The 24015-nt window shown below is 52.4% G+C and carries 16 protein-coding genes; 10 read left to right on the top strand and 6 right to left on the bottom strand.

From position 1 onward, the window contains the following. Positions 1–46: 46 nt before the first annotated feature. The 4 genes from SH668x_RS09310 to SH668x_RS09295 form a co-directional block, all read right to left on the bottom strand. A complete protein-coding gene (locus SH668x_RS09310) occupies positions 47–1075 on the bottom strand; it encodes a DUF1559 family PulG-like putative transporter (protein WP_437188417.1) in 1029 nt (342 codons plus the stop codon). Between the two features lie 414 nt (positions 1076–1489). After that, complete coding sequence (locus tag SH668x_RS09305) at positions 1490–2536, bottom strand: DUF1559 family PulG-like putative transporter (RefSeq protein WP_437188416.1); 1047 nt, start codon at positions 2534–2536, stop codon at positions 1490–1492. 396 nt (positions 2537–2932) lie between these two features. Beyond that, complete coding sequence (locus SH668x_RS09300; RefSeq protein WP_437188415.1) at positions 2933–4357, bottom strand: class II fumarate hydratase; 1425 nt, start codon at positions 4355–4357, stop codon at positions 2933–2935. Positions 4358–4683: 326 nt separating this feature from the next. Continuing rightward, positions 4684–5130 carry a hypothetical protein gene (locus tag SH668x_RS09295; RefSeq protein WP_437188414.1) on the bottom strand — a complete coding sequence of 149 codons (447 nt, stop codon included), beginning with the start codon at positions 5128–5130 and terminating at the stop codon, positions 4684–4686. Between the two features lie 368 nt (positions 5131–5498). Here SH668x_RS09295 and rpsU point away from each other — a divergent pair, with 368 nt between their 5' ends. The 9 genes from rpsU to SH668x_RS09250 all read left to right on the top strand — a co-directional run bounded on the left by rpsU (position 5499) and on the right by SH668x_RS09250 (position 14833). Then, positions 5499–5693 (top strand): 30S ribosomal protein S21, encoded by a 195-nt coding sequence (gene rpsU / locus SH668x_RS09290; RefSeq protein ID WP_437188413.1) that lies wholly within the window; start codon positions 5499–5501, stop codon positions 5691–5693. 97 nt (positions 5694–5790) lie between these two features. Continuing rightward, positions 5791–6342, top strand: coding sequence for an inorganic diphosphatase (locus SH668x_RS09285; protein ID WP_437188412.1), 552 nt, complete (start codon positions 5791–5793; stop codon positions 6340–6342). A 501-nt stretch (positions 6343–6843) separates the two neighbouring features. Continuing rightward, positions 6844–8220: a dipeptidase gene (locus SH668x_RS09280; protein WP_437188411.1), complete on the top strand. Its 1377-nt coding sequence runs from the start codon at positions 6844–6846 to the stop codon at positions 8218–8220. 82 nt (positions 8221–8302) lie between these two features. After that, positions 8303–9589, top strand: a complete 1287-nt coding sequence (gene serS, locus SH668x_RS09275; RefSeq protein WP_437188410.1) for a serine--tRNA ligase — start codon at positions 8303–8305, stop codon at positions 9587–9589. Positions 9590–9681: 92 nt separating this feature from the next. Next, complete coding sequence (locus tag SH668x_RS09270) at positions 9682–10008, top strand: hypothetical protein (RefSeq protein ID WP_437188409.1); 327 nt, start codon at positions 9682–9684, stop codon at positions 10006–10008. Further along, positions 10005–10778, top strand: coding sequence for a phosphorylase family protein (locus tag SH668x_RS09265; protein WP_437188408.1), 774 nt, complete (start codon positions 10005–10007; stop codon positions 10776–10778). The genes SH668x_RS09270 and SH668x_RS09265 overlap by 4 nt, the downstream gene beginning before the upstream one ends. A gap of 45 nt (positions 10779–10823) precedes the next feature. Then, positions 10824–11300 carry a DUF1569 domain-containing protein gene (locus SH668x_RS09260; RefSeq protein WP_437188407.1) on the top strand — a complete coding sequence of 159 codons (477 nt, stop codon included), beginning with the start codon at positions 10824–10826 and terminating at the stop codon, positions 11298–11300. A gap of 123 nt (positions 11301–11423) precedes the next feature. Next, complete coding sequence (locus SH668x_RS09255; RefSeq protein WP_437188406.1) at positions 11424–13799, top strand: hypothetical protein; 2376 nt, start codon at positions 11424–11426, stop codon at positions 13797–13799. Then, a complete protein-coding gene (locus tag SH668x_RS09250; RefSeq protein WP_437188405.1) occupies positions 13799–14833 on the top strand; it encodes a hypothetical protein in 1035 nt (344 codons plus the stop codon). Before SH668x_RS09255 ends, SH668x_RS09250 begins: the two co-directional genes overlap by 1 nt. A gap of 46 nt (positions 14834–14879) precedes the next feature. Here the strand turns inward: SH668x_RS09250 and rho are convergent, their stop codons facing one another. Together rho and coaE are read right to left on the bottom strand one after the other, a co-directional pair. Then, positions 14880–16295: a transcription termination factor Rho gene (gene rho, locus SH668x_RS09245; RefSeq protein ID WP_437188404.1), complete on the bottom strand. Its 1416-nt coding sequence runs from the start codon at positions 16293–16295 to the stop codon at positions 14880–14882. A gap of 174 nt (positions 16296–16469) precedes the next feature. Next, the gene (gene coaE, locus SH668x_RS09240; RefSeq protein ID WP_437188403.1) at positions 16470–17126 is read right to left on the bottom strand and encodes a dephospho-CoA kinase; all 657 of its coding nucleotides are present in this window, start codon (positions 17124–17126) and stop codon (positions 16470–16472) included. Positions 17127–17699: 573 nt separating this feature from the next. On the opposite strand from coaE, the gene SH668x_RS09235 reads away from it, so the two are divergent. Beyond that, on the top strand, positions 17700–23978 hold the full coding sequence (locus tag SH668x_RS09235) for an alpha-2-macroglobulin family protein (protein ID WP_437188402.1): 6279 nt from the start codon (positions 17700–17702) through the stop codon (positions 23976–23978). Positions 23979–24015: the final 37 nt, after the last annotated feature.

The raw sequence follows: 24015 nt of genomic DNA, 5'->3' as shown, positions 1-24015 counted from the left end.
TTCCTGTTCTCTCTTCGCGTTAATCAACCTCAGCACCTCGGGAGTTTTAGAACTCGCCGATTACCATTCCGTCGTTACGAGCGGATAGATACAAAAGTGTATCCATGGAAATGTTCTCGCTGATGAAACGGACTGATCCGTCGGTCAACAGAGCATGGATTCCACCGACGTGGTAGGAGTTCCAAATGGTGTTGGTCTCGTAAGCCTGAGTGGCACCAGTTGCCGCTGTTGGGCTGTTGACACGGTAAACCAGACTGGAGAGCCCTGTGCACCATGGGTAGAGACCTGAAGGGTTGCTTGTTCCGACTGGTATGCCGAAGTTCGCACCGACGTAACCGCCATAGTAGCCGGAACGAGTGTCGGTATTCCCCACTTTGCCAGACTGTTCTGCGACAATCAGAGTGTTTGAAGTTCCGTCTGTGCAGTCTCGCATCCGAGTGATGGCATTCCAGCCGAGCATCCCGTTGTTTGTGACGGTCCCTTGCGGAGTATTGAATCCAACGCTTCGTCCAGCAGGAAGTTCTGCAGTAGTACCAATTGAACCGCCGCCGACACCGACATACATCGGGCACTGAATACGCCCACTATTGTGTTCTGGATTGTAAACGGTTGGAACATTGAACGGATCATTGGGCGATGACGGGCAATTGTAGACTGGTACTGTGTGACCGCTCAGAACCTGAACGTTCGGTGACCAAGTTGCTGAGCCAGCGAAGGTGCGATCGGCACTTACGAAATCCAGACGGTTGTAGACAGCGGTCTGCTCCAGCCCTGGGAAGATGTGAAGACGCCAGTTCGGAATCGTGAACGGGTCTTCGTAAGTCTGCGACCCACCGAATGCGCCGGGCGGAAATGTGTTGTGAGTGTCATGGTAGTTGTGAATCGCCAGTCCAATCTGCTTGAGATTGTTTTTGCACTGGGAGCGACGTGCCGCTTCACGAGCCTGTTGAACAGCGGGGAGCAGCAACGCGATCAGCACGGCAATGATCGCGATCACCACAAGCAACTCAATGAGCGTGAAACCTTTGCTTCGAGGCTTTCTGTGAGACGTTGAAAATAAGTGCCCTGAAATCATTACTCTGAAACCATCCATTCTTGAACAAACAGCAGATCGACATTTGGCCACGGGGTGCCCGGACGACCACTGCACATGCGACTTGGATGCCGCAGATACACCAATATGACAATATTTAATTCCAAACCACCCCACGGCAACGACGTAGGATCTACTGTAAATATATGGGCAAAATCATTCTTGGCATCCCAAAACACTGATACATCATTGCCACATTTTGAGGCACATCCACCTCTTTTAATGACAACAGACTGCATTTTTGACAGGGAGCACCACAGGCTCACATCGACAAGTTCTCATTATTTGTATTCAACCGAATGCATTTGCAAAAAAAGAAAGCCCCCGCATTTCAGTGTGCGGGAGCTTTGCTTGTTTCCAGTTCGAAAGTGTTCGCTGAAATGCGACAGCTATCGCTTAGAACTCACCAACGACCATTCCATCGCTCGCTGAAGCAAGGGCTCGCAGCGTATCCATTGACAGGTTCTCGCTAATAAAGCGGACGGAACCGTCTGACAACAAAGTGTGAATCCCGCCGACGTGATATGAATTCCAGATCAGGTTGGGCTGATAGATCTCGCTCGCCCCGTGTGGGGCAGTTTTTGAATTGATCGCGAACATCAACGTCGAAATTCCGCTTCCCCATCCGTCAAATCCACCGGGAGACAATGCGGGCGTTGTGGTGACAAGCCCTGTGAAGCTCGCTCCCGTATATCCGCCGTAATAGCCAGCACGAAGATCGATATTCCCAACTTTTCCAGACTGCTCAGCAACCATGAGCGTGTTGGAAGTCCCGTCGGTGCAGTCTCTCATCCGAGCGCATTTGTTCCAGTTGAAGATCCCGTTATTAGAGAACGTCCCGTAGACATTCGTGAATCCAACCTGCCGGCCAGCGGGAAACTGTGCACCTGAATCAATCACCGCTCCAGCGACTCCGATGTACATAGGAACCTGAATCTTCGCGGCATTGTGGTCTGGATTCCAACTGACTGCGACACCGTATGGGTCGGTCGCTGAGGAGGGGCAGTTGTACACCGGCACTTGGAACCCCGATAGCAACTGAACGTTGGGGGCTGATGTATTCATCCCAGAGAATGTGCGGCCTTCAGATGTGAAGTCGAGCCGATTAAAAATGGCGGACTGCTCGAGCTGCGGAAAAATATGCAGACGCCAGTTCGGTACCTTGTCGGGGCCTTCGTAGGCTGCATAGCCCGTCGAACCGGGTGGGAAGCAGCTGTGAGTATCGTGATAGTTGTGAATCGCCAAGCCAATTTGCTTGAGATTGTTTTTGCACTGTGAGCGGCGAGCCGCTTCTCTTGCCTGCTGAACCGCTGGGAGCAACAGCGCAATGAGGACGGCAATAATTGCGATCACAACGAGCAACTCAATCAGCGTAAAGCCCTTGTTGCGGTGCGTCGCGCCTCGCGGAACTTTACCGATCACTAAAACAGAATTTTCCCTCATGGTCTCTCCGTCATGTCTAGAAAAATGAACTAAAGACGTACTGGACCTAATCCTACGCGACTCCTATGCCACTGTCGAATTTCACACAGTTTTTTCACCAAACCAGCCCCACAACAGTCAACAGGTGAGCAATACAACCCCATCAATGACTAAACAATAACAAGACAATTATCACCACACATAACAACATCTACACACGTCAATGCGAGTACGTTTGGCAGCTAGAGGAACTGCTGAGAGATTCAGCATCGTGCGCATGATGACTGTCGAAAAGCGAATCAGTTGAGCTGAATGCAGCACTACAAAAGAAGCGAGGCCGCAACCACAGATTGCAGCCTCGCTTCAACACTTCTACAGAACAGCATCATCGACCGACAGCACTACAAGAGACGCAGCTTATGCGTGTGGCTCAGTCATACTCATTGGATCGAGAGCCTTATTGAGCACGTCAAGAGGGAGGATGTTCTGCTCAACGCACAACTCCCGAATCGTCTTACCGGACTTGAATGCTTCCTTCGCAAGTTGAGCAGCCTTCTCGTATCCGATCAATGGATTCAGGCTGGTACACATGGAAAGACTCTTTTCCACCCCTGCTTCACAAGCTTCTGCATTGGCTTCGAGCCCTTCGGCACAGAAGTCAACAAACGCATTTGTCCCGTTGGCGAGCAACGAAATCGACTCCAGAGTCGTCTGCCCCATAACAGGCATCATGATATTGAGCTGGAAGTTACCGCCAATCATCCCGCTCGCCGTAATCGTGGCATCGTTTCCAATAACGCGGGCGGCCACTTGCATCAGGCTTTCGCACATCACCGGGTTCACTTTCCCCGGCATAATCGAACTTCCTGGCTGCAGGTCTGGAATCATCACTTCGTAGAATCCACAACGAGGCCCCGACCCCAACCAACGAATGTTGTTCGCAACGTTCATCAACGTCGTTGCAATTGCCTTGAGCTGGCCGTGGCATTCGACGAGACCATCACGCTGAGCGTTTGCTTCAAAGTGATTTTCAGCTTCGACGAACAAAATATCCGTCTTCTGAGCGAGAACTTCAGCAACCCGGCAACCGAACTCAGGGTGAGTATTGATTCCGGAGCCGACCGCAGTTCCACCCACTGGGAGTTCACAAACTGCATTCAGTGCGACGTGGGCCCGATCGATAGAAAGCTCCAACTGGCGAGCGAAGCCACCGAACTCTTGCCCGAGACGCAGTGGAGTAGCGTCTGCAAGGTGGGTGCGTCCGATCTTGATGATCTTGTCCCATTCTGCGGCCTTCTTGGCCAGAACAGCCTGAAACTTCTTGAGAGCAGGAATCAGCTGAGAGTTGATCGCAGTCGCTGTCGCGACGTGAATTGCAGTGGGGAATGTGTCGTTGGTCGACTGCCCCATGTTGACGTGGTCATTCGGGTGAATCGGCTTCTTGGCAGCGAATCGGTCCCCATTCATGAGTTCAATGGCTCGATTGGAAATCACTTCATTGCAGTTCATGTTGCTACTGGTTCCAGAACCTGTCTGGAAGACGTCAATCGGGAATTGATCGTCGAACTTGCCAGCGGCCACTTCTTCAGCGGCATTCAGCATTGCGAGAACCTGGGCATCACTCAGAGGCTCTTTGCCTGTGCCGGTCAGTTTACCGAGATCACGATTCGCGACACCACATGCATATTTCACCAATCCCATGGCATGAATGAGATCGCTGTGCAAAGGCCATCCGGAGACCGGAAAGTTCTCAACAGCGCGTTGGGTCTGGGCTCCGAAGTAGGCTTGGGCCGGAACTTTCACTTCGCCCATGGAATCTTTTTCGATGCGAAATTCGGACATTTTACTCAGCTCTGGCAGCGGCAGATACAAGGATCTGCACAATGGTTGAAAATGAAGAGTGACAGTTCCCCGTAGGATAGCGTTTTCCAAAGGGGATCGGGTAGGTAATCACGCATCTTTCGCTGTGGATTCAACGAGTTCCGATCTTCGACGCTCGCTGAAGCTCCGCATCGCATTCACACGAAATCTGCATGAAGCTGACGAGTTCCACGGAGTTCCAGAGCAAATTTCAACACGACTCCCACTCCAGCGGAGATCAACCAAGCAACCAGAACGACTTCTCTGCTCCGATTGTGAGTTACCTCAACAGCGATGCCTGACACCCTCTATCCGACCAACTTCTCTGGACCGATTTTTGAGGTGAGCACCTCTGCAATCAACTGCTTGTGATCTTCAGGATAATCAGAGATCACGATCGGGGATTCTTTGCCCGGCTTATCATCAACACGCCAAAATTGAATCTCCGCCATGCTGATCTCCTCAGAAATCACTTTGGTTGAGAAATTCCAATGGGAAATTTTCTGATACCGATGGAACAGCATCCCAACGCGGACACCATGTTCGCAAAGCGAGCAGTGTCCAAGAGAAATCAGAGACATCACGACAAAACGAATGAAATCCGTATGCAGCACATTCATGGAGATCAAAAAGAGATCGATCGCGACGAGGAGGATAATGAAAAAGACCGATGGAAATCGTCGGTTAACGACAACCAGCGTTTTACCGAGTGCCCAACGGTGAATCGCTTCGATGGCTCCGAAGACCGCAAACATTATTACATAGAATCGAATTCCACTGTTCATCGTCGCGGCGGCGGCCCTCGTTGCGGAATTTCCAGGACCTGAGAACTGCGCCCCAATCAGGTGTAACTTGTGTCGATTAAACGGGAAGTGACAAATCAGCTCGACGCCGGTGCATGAAAAACACACAATACCCATCAGTCGTTGTTGTAACAGGTCGCATTCTCAGATAAACATTTCTTCGACATAAAGTTTTCCCCAAGGAAACTTGCTGGCGACGCGAAAGTCGATATACTGCCAATTCTTCGATCGATTTCGTCAAGAAGTTTGTTGAAAGTTTGTTCAACGAACGATTCAGGATATCGGGTCTTTCGCCCGCTTAAAGCAGCTTGGAGGGTTGTGTGGTTCGTTTGCGTTTGCGTGATAATGAGTCAGTCAATGATGCAGTCCGTCGTTTCCGTAAGCTCGTTGAGCACAGCGGAGTGAAGAAGGAACTGCGCAAGCGTGAATTCTTTGAAAAGCCAAGCGAGCAACGCCGTCGTGAAAAACGCCGTGCGAAGAACCGAGCCCGCATGAATCAGGTTATGAATGGCTAGTATGGCTTTCAGCCTAAGAATCCGGCTGTGAGTTAAGCGTGAAGCACGCCTTAGGCGTGCTTTTGCCATTGAATCTTACCAGTAGAGAGCCGTTGAGATGACCCATTGTTGGCATGATGTTACCCCCGGTGAATTGCTTCCCAGAGAATTCACCGCAGTCATCGAAATCCCGATGGGATCCAGCGTCAAGTACGAACTGGACAAGAAGACCGGTCTGCTGAAGGTCGACCGTGTCCTCTACTCGGCTGTGTACTACCCCGCTAATTACGGGTTCATTCCCCAGACATACGCAGAAGACGACGATCCACTCGACGTTCTGGTCATGTGCCAGGAACCAGTGGCTCCGCTGACACTCGTCGAGGCACGCGTGATCGGCCTGATGACGATGGTGGACGGCGGTAAGAAGGACCACAAAATTCTGGCTGTCGCCAAGTACGACCCAGAATACAACGATTGCGAGCAATTCGACGAATTGCCAGCACACCGCCTCTCCATGGTGCGACGCTTCTTCCAGGATTACAAGATGCTGGAAGGCAAGACTGTTGAAGTGGACGAGTTCCAACCAGTCAGCGCCGCAATCCCCATCATTGAATCCGCACTCGAAGCGTACAGCACGCTCCGCCGTCGCGGTTTCATTGACCGCCGATAATTTAGCGTGACAGCCTCGATTCAAGAGATTTCGCAAGTGAGTTTGGCCGCCTGGCAGCGATCAACTCGCTCCATGAGCGTACCGACCAGATGCCCTGCCATCCCGCCCTACTCTGAGCGCGAGCGGTCGAGCACTCGGAAATCAGGCAACGCAATCAGGCAGCGCCGAGTCGAGGCTGATCTTAACGGGCGATGCGATGCACTTGGGCAGAGGAGTTGATTTCTCCCCGAGAGTGTCCCTATTTGAGAGTGTGGCGTTCCAGCCGCGGTACCCCAGCCCTTTCAACGGTCTTATACCAGCATTCGCCGCCTCTCTCCTCAGAGACAGTCGCTCAATCAACCTGACATGGCGTCAAATTTTGGTTTTGAGAGCGACAGAAGCGCGATGCGGACTGTTCGGCAACTTCGCACTCTTCTGAATTCTCGGTCGGGTTGTCTGGTTTTAACGCTGGCAAAGGCGTTATAAATCGCGTGGATGTTTCATCACCCTCGCGGAATTATCATGGCCGACACGATGCAGGTTGTTGAGAAATACCTTCACGACCACGCTAACCAACACGTTGAAGATCTCAAAGAACTGCTCCGCATCCCCAGCGTGAGTGCCAGTTCCGCTCATCAGGAAGATCTTTGGAAAGCGGCGGCACTGATCCGCGATCAATTGCTCGCCTGCGGTTGCCACGCTGAACTGGTCCCCACCGCTGGGTATCCGATCGTCTTCGGCGAATGGAACAAGTTGCCGGGAGCGACCACGGTTCTCGTCTACGGACATTATGACGTCCAACCCGCGGATCCGATCGATCAATGGACGACTCCACCGTTTGAGCCGATGATTCGCGATGGAAAGATCTACGCTCGCGGGGCGACCGACGACAAAGGACAGATGCTTACTCATGTGAAGTCAGTAGCAGCCTGGCTGAACTCCGTTGGTGAACTTCCAGTCAATGTGAAGTTTGTCATCGAAGGGGAAGAGGAAGTCGGCAGCAGCAACCTCGACAAGTTTATCGAAGCGAATCAGGAACGCTGCAAATGCGACGTCGTGGTGGTCAGCGACTCTTCTCAATACGCCCCGGGGCTTCCTGCAATCACCTACGGACTTCGCGGCATCATTGCCTGTCAGGTGACACTCACCGGCCCACGACAGGATTTACACAGCGGCCTCTTCGGAGGCGCAGTCGCCAATCCAGTGAATGCACTCGCCCGCTTATTAGCCAAGCTGCAGGATGACAACGGGAAGATTCTCGTTCCGGGTTTCTATGATGATGTCGTCGCTTTGACTCCTGAAGAACGATCCGCATTCGCTGCCCTCCCGTTTGACGAAGCAGAGTTTCTGCAAAAAGTCGGCTCACAATCGACTTTCGGGGAAGCAGGATTCACGACGCTCGAGCGTCGTTGGGCCCGCCCCACTTGCGATGTGAACGGAATCCACGGTGGCTACACCGGCGAAGGTCCGAAGACGATTATTCCATCCAAAGCCATGGCGAAAATTTCGTTCCGCCTCGTCGCCAATCAGGATCCGGAAGTGGTTTCCGCAGTGGTGGAAAGGTACCTGACAGAGAACTGTACTCCTGGCCTGAAACTGGAGTTTCTCAAATGGCATGGATGTGAAGCAGTGCTGTGCGACCTGAACAGCCCATATGTCAACTCCGCAAGAAATGCGATCGAAAAGGGCTTTGGAAACCAGCCCGTGATGATTCGCGAAGGGGGGTCAATTCCCGTTGTCGCGACATTTAAGCGACTACTTGGAGTCGATACTCTCTTGCTGGGTTGGGGGCAAAACACCGACAATCTCCACAGTCCAAACGAGCATTTCAGTCTCGACGCCTACCGGGACGGGATTCGTTCCAGCGCCTGGCTTTGGCACGAGCTGGCCCAGAAATAATTGAGCGACAGCACCTGGTTGGAGCTGCTCGCATTTTTGATTGACTCAAACACAGTACTACGACAACAGAATTTTCCGTTCCATGCTTGACCTGCAATTTATCTGTGACAATGCCGAATTGATCGAAAAGAACTGTCGCGATCGCGGAGTCAAAGTCGATATGACCGGACTGATCAACCTGCGTTCGAACCGAACCAGCCTAATCACCGAGGGAGATGCTCTTCGACACGAACAGAAAGAAGTCGCGGGAAAGATTCCCAAGGCAAGCAGCGAAGAACGCCCTGCTCTGATCGAGCTCGGGAAACAGCTCAAAGAGAAAGTCGCGATCAATGAAGCAGCGTTGCGAACGATCGAAGTGGAGCTACGGGCCGCTCAGACCAGCATTCCTAATCTGACCCACCCAGAGGCTCCCATCGGCGGAGAAGCGGAATCCATTACTGTGAAGGAATGGGGCCAGAAACCTCAATTCCAATTCAAACCACTCGATCACGTTGAGATTGCATCCAAGCTCGATCTGATCGACTTTGAAGCAGGAACAACGGTTGCAGGCTCCGGTTTCTACTTCCTGAAGAACGAAGCGGTACTACTCGAAATGGCTTTGATTCAGTACGCCATCGAGAAAGTGCGAGCTGAAGGGTTCACCCTGTACACGACGCCGGATCTCGCACGCGATGAAGTGCTGGAAGGAATCGGCTTTAGTCCTCGCGGAAATGAGACACAGATTTACTCTGTCGACGGAACCGATCTGTCTCTCGTCGCCACTGCGGAAATCACTCTTGGCGGATCACAGCGAGACAAGATCTTTCAGGAGAGCGAACTCCCGATCAAAATGGCGGGTATTTCTCACTGTTTCCGAACAGAAGCTGGCGGACACGGCAAAGCAGTCCGCGGGATCTACCGCGTCCATCAGTTCACTAAAGTCGAAATGTTTGCATTCACTGCAGGCGATTTGAAGGCTTCTGATGAAGTCCACGCCCAGATCGTTCGCATTGAAGAAGAGATTTTCCAAGGGCTTGGAATCCCCTATCGCCTGTTGAACATCGCGTCGGGCGACCTCGGCGGACCTGCTTATCGCAAGTTCGACATTGAAGCCTGGATGCCTGGGCGTGGCGATAGCGGCGAATACGGGGAAGTTACCTCCGCATCGAATTGCACGGATTATCAGGCACGGCGTTTGGGAGTTCGCAGCAAGTCTCCTGAACGGAAGGGAACGCAGTTCGTACACACACTGAACGGAACTGCTGTCGCCTGCACCCGAGCAATCATCGCGATTCTTGAAAACTATCAGCAGGAAGATGGCAGCGTCATCGTTCCGGAAGTCCTTCGCAAATGGGTTGGGACCGATCGAATCGTAGCGAAGAAGAGGTAGTCTCGATTCGCTGCGTATCTGCATTGAGATCCGTTTCCTCTCCCCCATTCATCCTTTTCGCGGCGGTGGTTATGCGGTCGAAATGGGTTTCAATGTTGAAGCATGCCTTCGCTGTGAAGGGGGAAAACACGCCCCCGACACAGCGTCAGCAGCAGATCGTAGATCATCTTGCTTATGAAATTGTCCGTCGTCACCTGACGACGCCGGCGCTCACATTTCTTGAGATGTCCCGGCCGATGAATTTCATCGGTTCTCAAGCGATGCACTTTTTCACGCCGATTGTCAGCACTTTGTTCGACGCCTCGGGTTACGAAGAGTTCGCCAAACTTCTCGAGCGGCGGGACGCAATTGATCTCATCGCCAAACGCATTGAAGAGTTGGAAGCACAAGCGGTTCAGAAGGAGTCGCAAAGCCAATGAATCAGCAGGCTTCTTCGCCGCCAGATGAAACACCCAATGGTCCAGTTTTAGGGATGGTCTCAGCGTTGCATCTGGAGGTTTCCTCGTTTCTGCAGCGTACCGAACAATTCAAAAGTCAATCAGGCAACGGATTCACCTTTCGGGGCTGCCAGCTGGACGAAACTCGAATCTGCCTTGTCGAAGGGGGAATGGGAGCATCTCGGGCAGTCAAAGCGACAACAGCACTCATTGATGCCTATCAGCCCCCGTGGGTTCTTTCTGTCGGCTTTTCCGGGGCATTGATCGACGGGATGAAGGTTGGAGATATTGTCGTCGCCAATGGAATCACCAATGAAACCGGTGAGATTCAACTCGCAATCGACCTGAAGATGCGCGCTGCTCCGGAACAAGGGCTTTATGTTGGAAAGCTCTGTTCGAGTTCGTCCGTTGTTCGACTTGTGACTGAAAAACGTCAGCTCGCAGCCATTACAGGAGCCATCGCCGTTGATATGGAGTCGCTATCTGTCGCGCAAGTCTGTCGGCAGAGAAAGACTCGCTTCATGGCGGTTCGAGTCATCAGCGATGATCTCTCTGAAGATCTGCCTGCTGAAGTGACCGCGCTCGTCAGCCCGAAAGGAACAGTGAGGGCCGGAGCGTTGTTTGGAGCGATAATCCGCCGACCAGGCTGCATTAAAGATCTGTTTGCCTTGAGAGAAAAAAGCGAAGAAGCAGCCAAGAAACTCGGTGCGTTTCTCCCGGGGATCATCAAGGTGCTTGCTTCGACCAAGTAATACAACATTCAGAGTCTGTCGTCACCATGTTTGGGGAGGTCGGAAATGTCCAGCAAGCAGAAGCGTGCATTGAATTTCCAGTCATGGGATGAAGTCCGCCGTGAGCTTGCAGCCCTTCTGCAAGGGTACGAGCAAAACGGAAAATGGAACCTCTCGCAGATCGCGCTCCACCTGAACGATTGGTTGACGTATCCAATGGATGGGTTCCCCCCTCCTCCGTTTCCACTGTCACTGGTGATGACAGTCATTCGATACACTGTCGGCAAATCGACACTCAAGCAGATACTGAAAAGTGGCTTCACGGACGGCACACCAACGATGCCTGCGACCGTTCACGATGCTCATGAACAAAGCGATCATGACGCTGTCAGGCAGCTTCTCGAGACGATTCATCGATTCCAGGCCTTCGATGGCGAGGTTCAACCATCAGCGTTGTTCGGGAAGCTGGATTATCCGACTGTGGAGAAATTGCAGCTCATTCATTTTGCCCATCACCTGAATTGGCTGCATCCGGCCTCTTGATCAGTTCCATGAAGCTTCGGTGAAAACTGGAATTCAGGTCGTTCAATCCTTCCTGAGACCACTTGGGTTTCGTAGGCTATAAGGACGTTGCGCCTTTGTTGTGATGTCAAACAAGGAGCAGAGTTGAACCCGAAGTCCGCAATCAATTCGGTAAGTCTGGGGAGCCCGGAATGGTTGGGCTTCGTCTTGATTGTTGGCGGTGCGTTTCTCCTGTTCCTCGTCGTGGCAACGATTCGCTCAACACTTCCATTTCGGTTGAAGTGGAGCCTATTTCTCCTGAAAGCGACAGCATTTCTTCTCTTGGCTGCCTGCTTGGTGGACCCGCAGTTGGTCAGCAGTCGTGCGAAGCAAGGAGAAAACATCGTTACGATTCTCGTGGACGACAGCGCGAGCATGAATATTCGCACCAGCAGCGATGATTCGCAAACACGTCGCGAAACGCTCCAGCGGGAACTCGATTCGAACAACGATTGGGTCGCTGCCCTCGAGAAAGATTTCAAAGTTCAACGCTTTGCATTTGGGGACGCACTTTCTCGTGTTCCTGAGTATCAGCAACTGACCGCCAGTGACAACCGCTCTCGACTCGGTGCGAGTCTACACGAGATTCTCCAGCGATATGCTCATCAACCATTGGGTGCAGTGCTCCTCTTCACCGATGGAAACAGCACCGACTCCCTTCCAGAGAGCCTTCCTACTGCAGAGGTTCCCGTATATCCGGTCGAATTTCCAATGGACCCTCGCCTGTGCGACATCGCGATTCAATCCATTTCAGTCAGTCAGTCGCATTTCGAAGACACTCCACTGTCAATCCAATGTCAGATCGCCTTTACAGGAAAGAGACCGGATTCTGTCGCAGTGAAGCTGACACACCATGATGTTCAGGAAGTTGACGTCGAAACCCAGCGGATCGTCGTCCCCGAAGAGGGACCTGCACACGTGCAATTCCAGTTGAACCCAAATCGAACTGGACCACTGGTCTATCGATTGAGCGTCACGGAATCCGATTCGGAGAGTGTCGTTTCAACAATCCCGGATGCGGAACTGACTCTTGAAAATAACAAAGCATGGGTCTCGGTGAATCGCGACCCTCATGTTTCGCGGATTCTTTATGTCGGCGGTCGACCGAATTGGGAGCACAAGTTTCTCGGTCGTGCGCTCTCTGAAGACGAACAACTACATCTTGTCAGCCTTGTTCGCATTGCAAATAAGGAAGCGAAATTTGATTTCCGAGGTCGAGTCGGCGAATCGAGTAACCCCCTTTTTCGCGGGTTCAAATCTGAAGCAGACGAAGAGACCGACGACTACAGCCAGCCGGTCGTCATTCGTTTGAATGTCAGCGATGAGGAAGAGCTAAAAGGAGGTTTCCCGAAAACCAAAGCGGAACTCTATCGGTACGACGCCGTCATTCTTGACGATCTTGAAGCGGAGTTTTTTACTCATCATCAACAGCAAATGCTGGAAAAGTTCGTCTCAGAACGTGGCGGCGGTCTGCTCATGCTGGGTGGGTTACAAACCTTTCGAAATGGACATTGGGAACAGACTCCTGTTGCGGATGCGTTACCGGTGTATCTCAATCGTCCTGCCGAAGTGAGCTCGGGTCCCTTCAGGTGGGAATTGACGAGAGATGGCTGGATTGAACCGTGGATGCGATTGCGAGACACGGAAGCATCGGAGCGAGAACGGTCCCGTGAGTCTCCAACTTTAAAAGTGCTCAGTCCGATTCCCAACGCGAAACCGGGGGGAAGAATTCTGGCAGTCGTCTCGGATTCGCAGGGAACGACACAGCCAGCGGTGGTCGTGCAGCAGTTCGGGAAAGGACGCACGGGAGCGTTTCTGGTCGGAGACCTGTGGCGATGGTCCATGCAAAACCAAAATGCGAATGGCAATGACGGGGCCAAACTCTGGCGACAAATCTCGCGATGGCTCGTCGGTGATGTCCCTCAGCAAGTCGAGTTCTCGACGACGAGCTCAAACATTGAAACAGCTGGGGTGGAACGAGAATCCGTGACGTTGCAGGTGAGGGTCCGCGATGAGGAATATCAGCCAGATGATCAGAGAACGGTGGAATTCTCAATCCAGCAACCGGATAAGAGCCGAATCACCATCTCTGCCCTCCCCAGCTTGAGCGAAGCAGGCCTCTTCAACGCCCAGTTTTTTCCCCGGCAATCAGGCCCCTATGTCGCGGAAGCCACAGTCACTGGCAAACCGGGATCCACGGTCCATGTGAAACAGTCAGGCTGGGTGAGTGACCCGCGTGCAGATGAATTCCGATCGCCGGAAATCAACTCATCAATGCTGAAGGACTTGGCAGATTCAACGGGCGGAGAGATGGTCCCAATTGCTTCACTCAACGCTTTTGCGAAAAGATTGCCAGAGAAATCGATGCCTGTGCTGGAGATCAACCGGTTCCCGTTGTGGCACCAATCCTGGATTCTCTTGTTGGTCATCGCACTCCTTGGCAGTGAATGGGGGCTTCGGCGATGGAAGGGGTTGGCGTAATGAGTTTCGTCAGTCGGCTGAACTTCCTGACAGCATTTTCAGCCCTCCTTTTTTGTACTCCATTTCTCTGTCCTGCGGACGGGGAAGCAGTTGCAACGCCGGGCGTCCGTGGTGAGCTATTGCTGATCGTTGGGACCGCAGGCACCGATGAATATCGCGAGATCTTTGAGAACTCCGCTCAGAACTGGATCCGCGCCGCCGAGCAAGGAAACTTCCGAGTGACGGGGCTGGGAGTGGGGCAGAAAGCTTGCGATCTCAACGCGGTCGAAGAGTCGTTGCGAAACTATGTCGACGAAAAACAACTTCCTCTATGGATTGTGATGCTAGGACACGGCACGTTCGATGGCAAAAACGCCAAATTCAATCTGCCGGGGCCTGATCTCGAGCCTTCCCGATTGGCTGAACTCGTCGACCCGTTGGAGCGACCAGTCGCCATTGTGAATTGCAGTTCAGCGAGTGCTCCTTTTCTTGAGGCACTCACCGGACCAAACCGAGTCGTCATCACCGCGACGAACAGCGGCAATGAAGTGAACTTCGCCCGGTTTGGAGCGTTCCTCTCAGAGGTTGTTTTGAACAGATCGGGCGATCTCGATAAAGACGATCAGGTCTCGCTACTGGAAGCGTTCCTGTTAGCCAATCATCTGACGCAGAAATTCTACGAGACGGATGCGAGACTCGCGACGGAGCATGCCCTGCTGGATGACAACGGTGATGCACGACCAGTGACAGGAAAGGGATTTGACGGCATTCATCCGATCGATCGCAAAGACACCGGGAATCTGCTGGCGGATGGCGTTCTCGCCCATCAATGGCATCTCATTCCCAATGAGACAGATTCCCGTTTGCCGGCCGAGGTCATCGCGAGGAGAAACGAACTTGAGTTGCAGATCGCGCAGCTCAAATTGAAGAAGAAGAAGAAGGAGATGCCGGAGGATCTCTATTACGCTGAGCTAGAAGCGATCTTCCTGAATCTTGCCCGTCTCCTGGAATCAGAGACGCAAAAAGAACCGGACCAAAGTGACGTCGAACGCTGACGCCACTTTGGTCCGGTTGTAAGCAGAGCATTCGAACAGTGAGTGACTAACTCAGATTCATCGAATGCAGGAATTCATCGTTCGTTTTACTTCGACGCATCCGGTTGGTGAGAAGCTCCATCGCTTCCACAGGACTCATGTCGTTGAGAACACGACGGAGGATCCAGACGCGACGGAGTTCATCCTCGCCCATCAGGAGTTCTTCTCGGCGGGTCCCGGACTTATTGACGTCGATCGCTGGCCAGATTCGTTTCTCAACCATCCGGCGGTCAAGGTGCAACTCGGTGTTTCCGGTTCCCTTAAATTCTTCGAAAATCACTTCGTCCATCTTCGATCCGGTGTCGACGAGGGCCGTCGCGATGATCGTGAGGCTTCCCCCCTCTTCCACTGCGCGAGCAGCACCGAAGAATCGTTTGGGGTGCTGCAATGCGTTGGCATCCACGCCGCCAGTGAGGATCTTTCCGGAGTTCGGGCATTCCGTATTGTACGCACGGGCCAAACGCGTGATGGAATCCAGGAAGATCACAACGTCATGGCCGTATTCGACCATTCGTTTTGCTTTCTCGATCACCATTTCCGAGACCTGAATATGTCGGCTGGGTGGTTCGTCAAACGTGCTGGAGATCACTTCACAGTGACTTCCTTTCACCTGACGCTCCATGTCCGTCACTTCTTCCGGCCGCTCGTCGATCAACAAAACGATGACGTAGGCTTCAGGGTGATTGTCGAGAACCGCTTTCGCAAGTTTCTGCAACAACACTGTCTTTCCTGCACGCGGAGGAGAAACAATCAGACCACGCTGACCAAAACCGATCGGAGCGACAATATCAACAGTTCTGGTGCTCAGTTCCGCAGGATCTGTAGAAAGACGGAGTCGATCTTTCGGGTGCAGCGGAGTGAGGTCGTCGAATGGAACTTTATCTGGAACCAGGTTCGGATCGGCTCCGTTGATTGCTTCGACACGGAGGAGAGCGAAATATCGCTCATTCTCTTTGGGTGGTCGAATCTGCCCAGCGACTGTCGCCCCCGTTCGTAGTCCGAATCGCCGAATCTGACTCGGTGACACGTAGATATCGTCCGGACAGGGGAGATAGTGGTAGTCCGGGCTGCGAAGGAATCCGAATCCATCCGGGAGAATTTCGAGAGTACCCTCACCAAACATCAGACCGTTCATCTTCGTGCGTTCTTTGAGAATGCGGAAGATCAGGTCCTGTTTCTTCAGGCCGACCACTTCGTTGATATTCTCGCGTTTCGCGAGATCAATCAACTCTTTCATGGTCATTCTCTGAAGGGCTGCGATGTGGATATCTCCACGTTTCGCGTCCTCGTAACGAGAATCAGCGGCTTCGTACGCGGTTTCCGCCTCGCCGTCGACAGGAGCGATCCCGTTTTGCGAAGCGGTCTCTGTATCATCGGAAGGAGATTTGGCGCGAGAGCTCGAAGTTTGAGTTGATTTGGGCATGTCGTTCTCGACAGTTTGTCTCGGTAGGAAAACTGAAATGTTTGATTGGGAAACGCTTCTGAAGAACGTTTCCGAAAATCCGCGAAATGATATCAGGACTGTGTTTCGTCTTGCTGTTGTCGACTCTCGAACCGTCTGCACGGGGGCAGTACCGATTGAGTATTTCTCCCCGAATCAACGGGAAGTTCTTGAGACTTCGACATCAGTCTCCAACTGAAAGCGCTGCTTGATCCAATCCCCAACAATCCTTGCGGTTTCGTCGATGTCACCAGAGTTGTCGACGATGAGATCCGATCTGGATTTCTTTTCTTCGAGCGAAAGCTGGCTGGCCTCACGCTGCCTCAGATGTTCCTGCGACCATCCACGTTGTTTGACTCGAGCCTTTCGGATTGAATCGGGCACGTCTACAAAAATGATGGCGTCACAATCATTGGACCAGCCGGATTCCAGAAGTAAAGCTGCATCTAGCAGAATTAAATCACAATCCGAGTCGCTTTGATGCTGTTCAAGTTGTTTGACAATATCGCTGCGAATATAAGGGTAAACGATCTGTTCGAGTTTCTTTCGAGCGGCGATGTGCTTTTCTGTGGTTCCGAATACGAGTTTGGCCAGTTCCGGACGGGCGATATTCCCTTCCCCATCGAGAATCTGATCTCCAAACGCACTTGTAATTGCGGTCACGACTTTGGGAAGTAACAGAGCACGGTGGCCAGACGCATCAGCATCGAGCCGAGCGCATTGAAAATGTTGGTTCAACGCGATTGCCAGGGCGGACTTCCCAGAACCGATTCCACCAACGATTCCGATCACCGGAATCCGAGCGGCGGACATATCTGCCTCTTCAGTGATAGAAAGGGGAAATGTGGGTTGGTGTGATTAAATGATGGGCTTGGTTGCCAAGTTTGTGAGACTGCTGAAATCGAGCACTGAACTGCAGCTCCGGTTGCTTTTCATGCCGGAATCTCCGGATTGCGCTGCGCGGCTTTGCCCCCAAAGCCATCTTCCAGTTCAAACGTGAACCAACTGCTGGACATCAACAATTGGGAAGTAACCCCGAAAGGTGTCAATACTTGATTGAAGTAGGAATATCGTCGTCGAGAAATCGCCCCCTGTCAATCATCTCATGCTGATTTCTCGGGTCCGCTGCGATTGTCTGACATCATTTTCAGCCAAAAACTTTGGTAGAAAGTGATGAACTGATGGAACTTTTAAAAAGAACATCGTATCAAAGAGGAAGTCGATCCCTCAAAAACAGAGCCTGTCCGTAGAGATACGGGCTGTTTCGATTCAATAGAACTCATCAACCCCCTTTCATTAATTCACGTCCTTGAAGGTCCCGGTCAGTCTCTCATCTCGATCAGCCGTTCCGAAGCACCGCATAGAGCTGCTCTTTGAAGGAATATCATGTCGCTCACGTTGAAAAATCGCCTTTGTGGGTTGTTGATCGCCCCACTCTCCATTGTGTTGCTTACTGGAGTTCTTTTTTCGATGGCTGCCGAACCGACAACGTTGGAACTTCGCAAGGAGGCTGATGCTGCTCGAAAGGCTGGAAACTACAAAGATGCACTCGAGAAATATCGCAAATTGATCATGAGTGAAAACGCCAGCGGCGATCAGTTCTCAACAGACCTCTCTGCGTTAGTCGAGTGTTTGGGAATGCTTCAGCAATGGCAGGAAGTGGACGGGTTGCTGAAGACGATGCTCGAAAAGCACCCGGAAAACTGGGAAGCCTACCGAAACGCAGCGAACACAATTTCGTCCGTACCCCACTTCGGCTTTATTGTCGCGGGTGAATTTACTCGCGGGAACCAACGCGGCGGTGGAGCTTACATCGATGTTTCCGAGCGTGACCGGTCTCAGTCGTTGGTCTGGATGAACACTGCGATGTTGAAGCTCCCCGAGGGAGCTGAAGCGAATCAGAAATCGCTCTTCTACCGCGATTTTGCCAACATGCTGAAGAATCAAGAAGCCTGGAAATTACAGGATTTGACTGATCTGCAGCAGGTCATCGACTATCCAGAGGGTGTCGCAATCTCCGGAAGATTCCGAAGAGGTGTCCCTCGCAGCCAGCCGCAAGGAGCTCCCGTTGATGAAGAGGGAAATCCCGTCTTCATTCAGGTGCCTGATTCATTTGAAAACGCGAAAACCGATGGGGAACGCTGGCGCTGGTGCCTTCAGCAAAGCGTCGAGTTCGATCCTTCCCGCAAGAGTGAAGTCGACTTCCAGTTCGCGATCTTTCTGCATCAGCAATTCGGCGTGCAAACACTCCGCGACTGGGGAATTCAACTCCCTCGAGAGGATGGAGCTGAAAAGTTAGAAGGAATCTGGTCCCTCCCCGGTTTGGGCGAAGATGAAACCATCGCCCGCTTGGCCAATGGGGTCAAACGATTCAAACTTCCAGACGAATTCAATCCGATCGCCATTCTGAAGAAAATCGCTCAGGTCTCCGGGCCGACACAGGGAGTGTTCCAGCAATATTCACTGGATCAACTCGCATCCATATTCCTCGATCGCCAGCAATTCGAAAAAGCAGCGAGCTACTACCAGGAGAGCATCAAGCGATTCCCGAATTCGCCAGACGGTCGGCAGGCGCAGCTAGACCAGATTATCAAAAACTGGGGACAGTTCGAACCGACAGTCAGCACCGCAGCGGGGAGTGGCGCGACGGTTGACTTCAGATTTCGAAACGCCAAGCAGGTGTCGTTTACTGCCCATCTCATCAAGATTCCTGAACTCATCGCGGACGTTCAGAAATACATTGAAACCAAGCCAGAGCAACTCGATTGGCAGCAAATGCAGATCGAACAGATCGGCTACAGCCTCGTCAATCAGAAACAAGAAAAGTATCTCGGTGAAAAGGTCGCCGAGTGGTCACTTGAACTCTCTCCCCGAGAGAAGCACTTCGATCGCTTGATCACAGTCACCACTCCCCTGCAAAAAGGGGGGGCTTATCTAGTCACCGCCAAAGTCGCCGATGGAAATACAACCAACATCGTCCTCTGGTTGAACGATACTTCGATCGTCAAGAAAGCACTGAATCAGGAAGCGATGTATTTCATCGCAGATGCCAAGACCGGGGCCCCTATCGAAAAGGCCAATGTCCAGTTCTTTGGCTACCAGCAGGTCTACGATCAGATCGGAAAGCGATACAACGTCCAGACGCAAAAGTTTGCTGAATTCAGTAATGCGGACGGCATGGTGATCGTCAACGAAAAACTCGCCAGTTCCGGATACAACTGGATGGCAACCGTTAAGAGCGACGACGGCCGATTTGCGTACCTCGGGTTTAATGGAGTGTGGTATTCAGACCGCTACGATGAGGTCTATCAGGCCAACAAAACCTACATCGTGACGGATCGTCCGGTCTATCGCCCCGATCAGAAAGTCGAATTCAAATTCTGGGTGCGTGAAGCGAAGTACGACCTCCCAGAATCATCGAAATACGCGGACAAGAAATTCCGCGTCAAGATCCAGGACCCGCAAGGGGTGGAAGTCTATGCGCAGGAATATGTCTCCGATGCCTTCGGAGGGTTTTCCGGATTCTACTCACTGCCTGTTCAGGCAGCGTTGGGTTCGTACCAGATCTACATCGACACTGAGTTTGGCCGCCTGAATGGGACCCCCGAAGTGAGCGGCTCACTCGGATTCCGGGTCGAAGAATACAAGAAGCCCGAATTTGAAGTGACTGTCGAAGCACCGACGAAACCGGTTCAGCTTGGCGACAAGATCACTGCGACAATTAAAGCCAAGTATTTCTACGGGGCTCCAGTCACCAAAGCAACGGTGAAGTTCAAAGTCGAGCGGTCAACTCACGATGCCAGCTGGTTCCCAGTTGATCGATGGGATTGGCTCTACGGAAATGGTTACTGGTGGTTCGAACGGAGCAATGGCTGGTATCCGGGCTTCAATGTTTGGGGATGTACCTCTCCGCGACCATCGTGGGCACACTGGAATCAGGATCCGCCTGAACTGGTACTTGACCAGGAAGTGGAGATCGGAGCAGACGGAACGGTTCAGATCGAAATTGATTCATCAATCGCAAAAGCGATCCACGGTGACGAGGACCACGAATACTCCATTACCGCTGAGGTCGTCGATGCTTCTCGTCGAACGATTGTCGGCTCTGGAAAAGTCCTCGTTGCTCGCGAGCCATTCCAGATCATCGCGTGGACAGATCGTGGCTATTACAACGTCGGCGACAAAATCGAAGCGAGCTTTCAGGCCCGCACTCTCGACGGCAAAGGAATCGAGGGCACAGGGAAACTCAAACTCCTGAAAGTGACTTACAAAGACGGCAAACCCGTTGAGGAAGCGGTTAAAGAGTGGGAAGTCACAACCAATGCCGACGGGGCAGCCAGCCAAGTCATGGAAGCGGCTGCAGCCGGTCAGTATCGCCTTTCCTACAAACTTCAAAGTGAAGAAAACGGACCCGTCATTGAGGGGGGACACCTCTTCGTGATTCGCGGGGACGGCTTCAACGGATCCGACTTCAAATTCAGTGACCTTGAACTTGTTCTCGACAAGAAGAACTACGCTCCGGGAGACAAAGTTCAACTTCTGGTCAACACAAACCGAGCAGAATCAACCGTGTTGCTCTTCGTTCGCCCATCAAACGGGGTCGCAGCAGGAGTTCCACAGGTCTTGCGACTCGACGGCAAGAGCACCCTGGTTGAATTGGAAGTGGCACTTAAAGACATGCCCAACTTCTTCGTGGAGGCTATTACTGTTAGCAATGGGAAATTGCACAACATTGCTCAGGAGATCATGGTCCCGCCAGCTGAGCGGGTATTGAATGTCGAAGTGATTCCATCTTCAGAAAGTTACCTTCCCGGATCCAAGGCAGAAATTGAAGTCAAAGTTACAGATGCCACCGGCGAGCCTGTCGTCGGTGCGGTACTACTGAGCGTCTATGACCGAGCAGTCGAATACATCTCCGGGGGTTCGAATGTCAGCGAAATCAAAGAGTTCTTCTGGAAATGGCGTCGCCATCATTCGCCAAGCGCCGAGACGAATCTGGGAAGATGGAGTCATCAGATCCTTGCCGACAACACCATCGCAATGCAGCTCCTTGGGGCTTTCGGCGACAGTGTTCTTCTGGCGGACTTTTCTGAGATGAGGGAAGAAAAGATCTCTGAGAATTACAAAGAAGACAACAATTTTGGTGGTCGCAAGATGTTGCGAAGTCGGGCCGGTGCGGGTGGAGCAGAATTCGATGCCCCTCAAGCCGCTCCGATGATGATGATGGATGGGGCAGCCCCTGAGGCAGCGATGGCGAAGGGGCAAAACGGACCGGCGGGTGGCGGAGCAGACGCAACGACAGTTGCCCCCACAGTTCGAACGAATTTCGCCGATACCGCGTTCTGGAAGGCTGACATTGTCACCGACAAAACTGGCATTGCGAAAGTCACATTCGATATGCCAGAGAATCTCTCCAGCTGGAAGATCCGGGCTTGGGGAATGGGAGCAGGCACTAATGTCGGTGAATCGACACGTGAAGTCGTCACAGCCAAGAATCTGGTTGTTCGTCTTCAGGCTCCTCGCTTCTTTGTCGAGACAGACGAAGTCGTTCTCTCAGCAGTTGTTCACAACTACCTGAAGTCCGATAAACAGGTTCAGGTCGTGTTGGAACTGGCCGGTGACACGCTCCGCCCAATCAGCGATGATCTGAAGCAGACCGTAACAATTGCTGCTGGCGGAGAACATCGGATCGACTGGAAAGTGAAAGCTGTCGCTCCCGGAGAGGCAGCCATCACAATGAAGGCGTTGACTGATGAAGAATCGGACGCAATGCAGATGAAGTTCCCTGTGATTGTTCATGGAATCCTCAAAACGGAATCCTACAGCGGAATCATTCGTCCAGACGCAACAAGTGGGAGCGTGAAGTTCACTGTCCCAGAAGAGCGGAATGCGGAGCAATCCCGAATCGAGATTCGTTATTCGCCGACTCTGGCAGGTGCAATGGTTGACGCCCTCCCCTACCTCGCCGATTACCCCTATGGATGCACAGAGCAGACACTGAACCGCTTCGTCCCGACGGTGATCACTCAGAAGATCCTTCTCGACATGGGGATGAATCTCAAAGCCATTCAAGAGAAGCGAACCAACCTGAACGCTCAGGAAATCGGCGATCCTGCGGAAAGAGCAAAACGCTGGAAGCAATTCGACCGAAACCCGGTGTTTAGCGAAGACGAACTATCGTTGATGGTGAAAACCGGCGTCAAAGATCTGGCCGCCATGCAGAATGATGATGGTGGCTGGGGCTGGTTCTCCGGATTCCAGGAACGTTCCTATCCGCACACTACTGCGGTTGTTGTTCACGGACTCCAGATCGCAGCCAAGAACGACGTTGCTCTTGTTGACGGGATGCTGGACCGAGGAATTGCCTGGCTGAAATCGAGTCAGGACGAACAGGTCGCACTTCTTCAGGAAGGGGAGCGACACACCAAGGATCCGACACGCAAAGAACGCTACAAACAGCAGGTGTCAGATCTCGATGTCCTCGTGTTCTCCATTCTGGTCGATGCGAAGGTCGAGAACGCCGAAATGCAGCGTTTCCTGTATCGCGATCGCAATAAGGTCTCACTCTACTCGCAGGCACTGTTCGGACTGGCTTTGCATGAACTGCAGGCGATCGAGCAACGCAACATGGTCATCAAGAACATTGATCAGTTCATGAAAGTGGACGAGGAAAACCAGACTGCGTACATCGATCTGCCCAACAACAACGCATGGTGGTACTGGTACAGCAACACCGTGGAAGCGAACGCTCAGTATCTGAAGCTCCTGTCACGGGTCGATGCCAAGAATCCCAAGGCAGCAGGCTTGGTGAAATACCTGATCAACAACCGAAAGAATGGGACTTACTGGAATAGCACCCGAGATACCGCGTACTGCATCGAAGCACTCGCCGAGTACCTCAAGGCTTCTGGCGAAGGGAAACCGAATATGGTTGTCGAAGTCCTGCTGGACGGCGAACTGAAGCAATCGGTTGAGATCACTCCAGAAGTGCTGTTCAGCTTCAATGGCTCGTTTGTCCTTGAAGGGGAGGCAGTGACATCTGGAGAACACACTGTCGAGCTACGACGTAAATCGCTGGACGGAAAAGAAGGTCCATTGAATCCGTTGTACTTCAACGCCTACGTGACGAACTTCACCAAGGAGGAGTTCATCACGGCTGCCGGCCTGGAGATCAAGGTGGGACGCAAGTTCTATCGTCTCATTCAGGATAAGGACGCAAAAGGCACAGTCGCTGGCAGCCGAGGAGAAGTTGTTGATCAGGCAGTTCTGAAATACAAGCGGGAAGAACTCGCAAGTCTTTCAGAAGTGGTCAGCGGGGATCTGGTCGAGATTGAACTCGAGATCGATTCAAAGAATGACTACGAGTACGTGATCTTCGAGGACATGAAAGCAGCTGGCTGCGAGCCGGTCGACCTGCAGAGCGGATACACCTCCGGAGGTTTGGGGGCGTATGTCGAGTTCCGCGACGAAAAAGTGGCGTTCTTCTTGCGTCAGCTGTCGCGCGGCAAACACTCTGTGAGCTACCGTGTGCGTGCGGAAGTCCCTGGAAAGTTCAGTGCCCTGCCCACCAAGGCACACGCCATGTACTCCCCTGAACTTCGTGCCAACTCGGACGAAATGAAGCTGATTATTGGTGATCTCCCTGAGAAGGCTGCTTCGAAGTAAGTGGAGTTCTCAAGGGGAGGGAAGGGAGAGCTGCTCA

Source organism: Planctomicrobium mucosum (assembly GCF_051466335.1).
Classification (GTDB): domain Bacteria; phylum Planctomycetota; class Planctomycetia; order Planctomycetales; family Planctomycetaceae; genus Planctomicrobium.
Note: the sequence above shows the minus strand (reverse complement) of the source record. Positions and strands in the feature narration are given on the sequence as shown.